Source organism: Mycobacterium sp. 1245499.0, assembly GCF_001673615.1.
GTDB lineage: Bacteria > Actinomycetota > Actinomycetes > Mycobacteriales > Mycobacteriaceae > Mycobacterium > Mycobacterium europaeum_A.
The window spans coordinates 1-6300 of the sequence record NZ_LZMG01000002.1 but is presented as its reverse complement, the minus strand read 5'-3'; the positions used below and the strand labels follow the sequence as shown (position 1 = coordinate 6300).

At 67.7% G+C, this 6300-nt stretch carries 6 protein-coding genes; 3 read left to right on the top strand and 3 right to left on the bottom strand.

Going from position 1 to position 6300, the window contains the following annotated elements:
• Positions 1–737: acetyl-CoA C-acyltransferase (locus A5646_RS00035; RefSeq protein ID WP_156765476.1), on the top strand; the 737-nt coding region annotated here is incomplete at its 5' end.
• Positions 738–741: 4 nt separating this feature from the next.
• On the top strand, positions 742–2895 hold the full coding sequence (locus tag A5646_RS00030; RefSeq protein ID WP_066864240.1) for a 3-hydroxyacyl-CoA dehydrogenase NAD-binding domain-containing protein: 2154 nt from the start codon (positions 742–744) through the stop codon (positions 2893–2895).
• A gap of 127 nt (positions 2896–3022) precedes the next feature.
• Here A5646_RS00030 and A5646_RS00025 read toward each other — a convergent pair whose 3' ends face one another.
• The 3 genes from A5646_RS00025 to A5646_RS00015 are packed head-to-tail and all read right to left on the bottom strand — an operon-like array spanning position 3023 to position 5797.
• Positions 3023–3631, bottom strand: coding sequence for a bifunctional 2-polyprenyl-6-hydroxyphenol methylase/3-demethylubiquinol 3-O-methyltransferase UbiG (locus A5646_RS00025; protein WP_066864237.1), 609 nt, complete (start codon positions 3629–3631; stop codon positions 3023–3025).
• Positions 3632–3667: 36 nt separating this feature from the next.
• A complete protein-coding gene (locus tag A5646_RS00020) occupies positions 3668–4528 on the bottom strand; it encodes an LLM class F420-dependent oxidoreductase (protein ID WP_067018904.1) in 861 nt (286 codons plus the stop codon).
• A 60-nt stretch (positions 4529–4588) separates the two neighbouring features.
• Positions 4589–5797, bottom strand: coding sequence for an FAD-dependent monooxygenase (locus A5646_RS00015; RefSeq protein WP_066880527.1), 1209 nt, complete (start codon positions 5795–5797; stop codon positions 4589–4591).
• A 142-nt stretch (positions 5798–5939) separates the two neighbouring features.
• On the opposite strand from A5646_RS00015, the gene A5646_RS00010 reads away from it, so the two are divergent.
• A partial coding sequence (locus A5646_RS00010) for an LLM class flavin-dependent oxidoreductase (protein ID WP_156748922.1) occupies positions 5940–6300 on the top strand: 361 nt, incomplete at its 3' end.

The window sequence follows — 6300 nt, the reverse complement described above, 5'->3', positions numbered from 1 at the left end:
TCGAGGGCTTCTCCCGCGACGACGTCGACGCCTACGCGCTGCGCAGCCAGCAGAAGGCCGCCGCGGCGTGGTCGGGCGGCTACTTCGCCAAGTCGGTGGTGCCGGTGCGCGACCAGAACGGTCTGGTCATCCTCGACCACGACGAGCACATGCGGCCCGACACCACGCTCGAGGGCCTGGGCAAGCTGAAGACCGCGTTCGACGGAATCGGTGAGATGGGCGGGTTCGACGACGTCGCGCTCACCAAGTACCACTGGGTCGAGAAGATCAACCACGTCCACACCGGCGGCAACAGCTCGGGCATCGTCGATGGCGCCGCGCTGGTGCTGGTCGGTTCGGAAGCCGCGGGCAAGTCGCAGGGCCTGACGCCGCGGGCACGCATCGTGGCCACCGCCACCAGCGGCTCGGACCCGGTCATCATGCTCACCGGCCCGACCCCGGCCACGCAGAAGGTGCTCGACCGCGCGGGCCTGACGATCGACGACATCGACCTGTTCGAGCTGAACGAGGCGTTCGCGTCGGTGGTGCTGAAGTTCCAGAAGGACCTCAACATCCCCGACGAGAAGCTCAACGTCAACGGTGGCGCCATCGCGATGGGCCACCCGCTGGGCGCCACCGGCGCCATGATCACCGGCACCATGGTCGACGAGCTCGAGCGCCGCAACGCGCGTCGCGCGCTAATCACGCTGTGCATCGGCGGCGGCATGGGTGTCGCCACCATCATCGAGAGGGTTTAAGACCATGGCAGAGAACACCATTCAGTGGGACAAGGACGACGACGGCATCGTCACCCTGACCCTGGACGACCCCACCGGGTCGGCCAACGTGATGAACGAGCACTACAGCGAGTCCATGCACAACGCTGTGGAACGCCTTGCCGCCGAGAAGGATTCGATCACCGGTGTGGTGATCACCAGCGCGAAGAAGACCTTCTTCGCCGGCGGTGACCTGAAGGGCATGATCAACCTCGGCCCGGAGAACGCCGGGGAGGCGTTCGACACCGTCGAGTCGGTCAAGCGTGACCTGCGTGCGCTCGAGACGCTGGGCAAGCCGGTGGTGGCCGCCATCAACGGCGCGGCGCTGGGCGGCGGTCTGGAGATCGCGCTGGCCTGTCACCACCGCATCGCCGCGGACGTCAAGGGCCTGGTCGTCGGCCTGCCCGAGGTCACGCTGGGTCTGCTGCCCGGCGGCGGCGGGGTGACCCGCACCGTGCGGATGTTCGGCATCCAGAACGCCTTCATGAACATCCTGTCGCAGGGCACCCGGTTCAAGGCCGACAAGGCCAAGGAGATCGGCCTGGTCGACGAAATCGTCGGCTCGGTAGACGAATTGGTGCCCGCCGCCAAGGCCTGGATCAAACAGGTCAAGGACGACCCCGACTCATACACCCAGCCATGGGACAAAAAGGGCTACAAGATGCCCGGCGGCACCCCCGCCAGCCCCGCGCTGGCCGGCATCCTGCCGTCGTTCCCGGCGCTGCTCAAGAAGCAGCTCAAGGGCGCACCGATGCCGGCGCCGCGCGCCATCCTGGACGCGGCCGTCGAGGGCGCGCAGGTGGACTTCGACACCGCCAGCCGCATCGAGAGCCGCTATTTCACCCAGCTGGTCACCGGCCAGGTCGCCAAGAACATGATCCAGGCGTTCTTCCTCGACCTGCAGCACATCAACGGCGGTGGGTCGCGGCCCGACGGCATCGAACCGGTCAAGATCAACAAGATCGGTGTGCTGGGTGCGGGCATGATGGGCGCCGGTATCGCCTACGTCTCGGCCAAGGCCGGCTTCGAGGTGGTGCTCAAGGACGTCAGCCTCGAGGCCGCCGAGAAGGGCAAGGGATACTCGGAAAAGCTTGAGGCCAAGGCGCTTCAGCGTGGCAAGACCACCGAGGAGAAGAGCAAGGCGCTGCTGGACCGGATCACCCCGGCCGCCGACCCCGAGGCCTTCAAGGGCGTCGATTTCGTGATCGAGGCGGTGTTCGAGAACCAGGAACTCAAGCACAAGGTGTTCCAGGAGATCGAGGACATCGTCGAGCCCAACGCACTGCTGGGGTCGAACACCTCGACGCTGCCGATCACCGGTCTGGCTACCGGCGTGAAGCGCCAGGAGGACTTCATCGGGATCCACTTCTTCTCGCCGGTCGACAAGATGCCGCTGGTCGAAATCATCAGGGGCGAAAAGACTTCCGACGAGGCGCTGGCCCGGGTGTTCGACTACACGCTGGCCATCGGCAAGACCCCGATCGTCGTCAACGACAGCCGCGGCTTCTTCACCAGCCGCGTCATCGGCACGTTCGTCAACGAGGCGCTCGCCATGCTCGGTGAGGGCGTGGAGCCGGCCAGCGTCGAGCACGCCGGTTCGCAGGCCGGCTACCCGGCGCCGCCGCTGCAGCTGTCCGACGAGCTCAACCTGGAGCTGATGCACAAGATCGCCACGGCCACCCGCAAGGGTGTCGAGGACGCGGGCGGCACCTACGAGCCGCACCCGGCCGAGGCCGTCGTCGAGAAGATGATCGAGCTGGGCCGCCCGTCGCGGCTGAAGGGCGCGGGTTTCTACGAGTACGTCGACGGCAAGCGCACCCGGCTATGGCCGGGCCTGCGCGAGACGTTCAAGTCCGGCAGCGCCGATATTCCGTTGCAGGACATGATCGATCGCATGTTGTTCGCCGAGGCGCTCGAGACGCAGAAGTGCCTGGACGAGGGCGTGCTGACGTCGACCGCCGACGCCAACATCGGGTCGATCATGGGCATCGGCTTCCCGCCCTACACCGGTGGTAGCGCCCAGTTCATCGTCGGCTACGAGGGCAAGCACGGCATCGGCAAGGAAGCCTTCGTGGCCCGGGCCAAGGAGCTTGCGGCCCGCTACGGCGACCGGTTCCTGCCGCCGGCGTCGCTGACCTAGCCTGCACCAACGCAAGCGCATAAGCCCCCGAAACCACGAGGTTTCGGGGGCTTATGCGTACGGCGGCTCGGCCGCTGCGCCGAGACTTAAGCCATTGCGAAGCGCTACGGCGTGTCGTCGCAACAGGTTACGTGTCGCGGCGCGCGAATAGGTAGTACCACGCCGGCGTCTTCTCGGCGCGGTCCAGCTCGCGTTCGGCGCCGGCCGACAGCAGCGTCCAGCTCTGGGTGAATCGGCGTTCCATCTCGGCGCGGTCGATCCCGCGCACCCCGACCCGGCCACCGGGGACGAACGCGACGATCAGCAGGCGGGCGTCGGGTGCGGCAAGGGCGCTGATCTCGCGGACATAGGCGTCGCGATCCGCGTCGCTCATGTTGTGCAGGCACCCGTTGTCGACGATCAACCCGAAGTTGGTGCCGATGCCCGTCCGGCTCAACTGCGTGACGTCGGCCTGGACGAAGTCGACCGTGGCGCCCGCAGCCTGTGCCTTCGCGCGGGCGCGCTCGAGCGGTTTGGCCACGAAGTCGACCGCGGTGACCTTCCAGCCGTGCTGGGCGAGGTAGATGGAGCAGTCGCCGGTGCCGCAGCCGACCTCCAGGGCCGACCCTGCGGGGAGCGCGGCGGCGTCGGGGGTGCCCTCGACGAGATCGCGCACGCTCTGGGCGAGCGGATGACCGTCCCACGGGGTGAAACCGATGCGGTAGAAGATCCGAAACAGCGTCTGTTTGGAAGCCATAGCTCACCCTAGGCCGCTTCGACGCGGCCGGTCACCCTACCGGGAGGCGGCGGCGATCCGGCGCCATTCCTCGCGCGGGAAGGCGCGGGGATCGGCCAGCAGCACCTGGACGCAGACGTGGTCGGCGCCGGCGGAACGATGTTCGGCGACGCGGCGCATGATGGCCTCTTCGTCGCCCCACGCGATGATCGCGTTGAAGAGCCGGTCGCTCACCTGCGACAGGTCGTCCTCGGAGAAGCCGCTGCGCAACAGGTTGTTGGCGTAGTTGGGCAAGGCCAAATACGCGCGCAGCCAATCGGTTCCGATCTGGCGGCCCTCCTCGGCGCTGTCGGTCAGGATCACCGTCTGTTCGGGCAGCAGCAATGGGCCCTGGCCCAAAGTCGCACGGGCGGAGGCGGTGTGTTCGGGGGTGACCAGGTACGGGTGGGCGCCCCCGGCGCGGGTCGCCGACAGGGTCAGCATCTTGGGGCCGAGCGCGGCAAGGACCCGGCGCTCGATGGGCACCGGCCGCGGCGCGGCATCCAAGCCGTCCAGGAACGCCGCCGTTGCCGCCAGCGGTTTGCGGTAGCGACCGGGTTGGCCGGCATCGATCAGCGGCGCGTGGCTGACGCCGATGCCCAGCAGGAAGCGGTCACCGTGCTCGGCGGTCAGGGCCGCATAGGAGTCGGCGACCTCGGAGGGTGAATGCATCCACAGGTTCAGGATCCCGGTGGCGATCACGGTCCGCTTGGTCGCGCCGAGCAGATGACCCACCGCGTCGAACACCGGACCGCCGACATCCGGTATCCACAGCGCGGGGAAGCCCAGGTCGTCGAGTTCCGCTGCGGCGTCGGCGGATTCGGCCGGGTCGCCGTAGCGCAGTTGACTGCTCCAGATCCCCACACCGGTCAGTTCCATCTGCAGCCTTCCCGTGGTGGCGCGCGGTGACTCGGGTCCGCGGCTCTACGCAACATGCTGTCAGACGTCGCTGAAGGTGTACTCGGGGACTGGCATCGAGTCGTGCATCCGCACGCCCTTGGTGTTGAGCTTCGCCAAGGACCGCGACAGCGGTCCGGGCATCGCCGAGACCAGCTGGGCCCCACGGGTCAACGCCCACAGGCCGATTCGTGAACCGGGGATGACGCCCTTGGCCGCACCGCGGGCAAACGACCGGCTGCGGTGCACCGGTTCGCGCATCCGGAGTTCGTAGGCGGCGAAGGCGCGCAGGTGGTCCCCGTCGGCCTCGGCGAGCTCGCCGGCCAGCACGTAGGCGCCGAGGACGGCGAGGCTGGTGCTGCCGCCCACCGCGGGCCCCGGACAGTATCCGGCGTCCCCGACCAGGGTGACCCGGCGGCGCGACCACCGATCGGTGCGCAGCTGGGTGATGGAGTCGAAGTAGAAGGTGGGGGTGCGCTCCAGTTCGCTTAACCAGCCGTCCACCTGCTCGTGCATCCCGGTAAACGCCTCGTGCAGTAATCGCTTCTGCCGCAACGCATCGCGGTGGTCGTAATCCAATTCGGCCGTGCTGCGGAACATGAACACCGCCCGCGCGTCGTCCAGGTGATCGGCGGTGTAGATGCCGGCGAAGCGCCCGACCCCGATGTGGGCGACCATCTCGCCGGGCGCGACCAGCGCCTTGGGCGCCGAGACCACCGACAGGTAGCCGCCGAGGAAGCGGGTGAGCTCGGCGTCTTCACCGAAGGTCAGGCGCCGCACATTGGAATGCAGCCCGTCGGCGCCTACGATCACGTCGAAGGTGCGCGCTGGGCCGTGCTCGAAGGTCACGGTGCCGTCGTGCTCGATCCCGGTGATGGAGTCACCGAACAGGTACTCGACGTCGTCGCGCGCGGCGTCGTAGTAGATCTCGCTGAGGTCGTCGCGCATGATCTCCACGTGCCGGTCGGAGGTGGCCGCGTAGATCTTGGTGAGGTCGATTCGGGTGGGCTTCGTCCGGCCTTCCCGGTGCATCGTCAGCCGGTCCGTTCCGGTGGCCCGCGCCTCGATGCGTGGCAGGACGCCCATCTTCGCCGAGATCTCCATTGCCGGACGGAACAAGTCGACGGCGTGGCCGCCGGTTTTGCGTAGCGTCGGTGCGCGCTCCACCACGGTGACGTCGAAGCCGTGACGGGTCAGCCAGTAGGCCAGGACCGGGCCGGCGATGCTGGCACCGGAGACGAGGATCCGCATGACGATCTCCCATACTTACTTAACGTTCGGTAAGCGTAAGTCCCCCGATGCTCCGCACGAGGTGTCGCGAGCGAAGTCGGTCGCGGCCGCGCTCGACGCGCTGGGCGGGTGACGGCCGCAGGGTTGCGGCTACAGTCCGGGTATGCGCTTTGGTCTCTTCATCCCGCAGGGCTGGCGAATGGATCTGGTCGGCATCGAACCGGAGAACCACTGGGCGGTGATGCGCGAGCTGGCCGACCACGCGGACAAGGGCAGCTGGGATTCACTTTGGGTCTACGACCATTTCCACACCGTGCCCGTGCCGACCGGGGAAGCCACGCACGAGGCCTGGTCGCTGATGGCCGCCTACGCGGCGACCACCTCGCGGATCAAGCTCGGCCAGATGTGCACGGCGATGAGCTACCGCAACCCCGTCTACCTGGCCAAGGTCGCCGCGACGGCCGACATCATCTCCGGTGGCCGCATCCAGATGGGTATCGGCGGCGGCTGGTACGAACACGAAT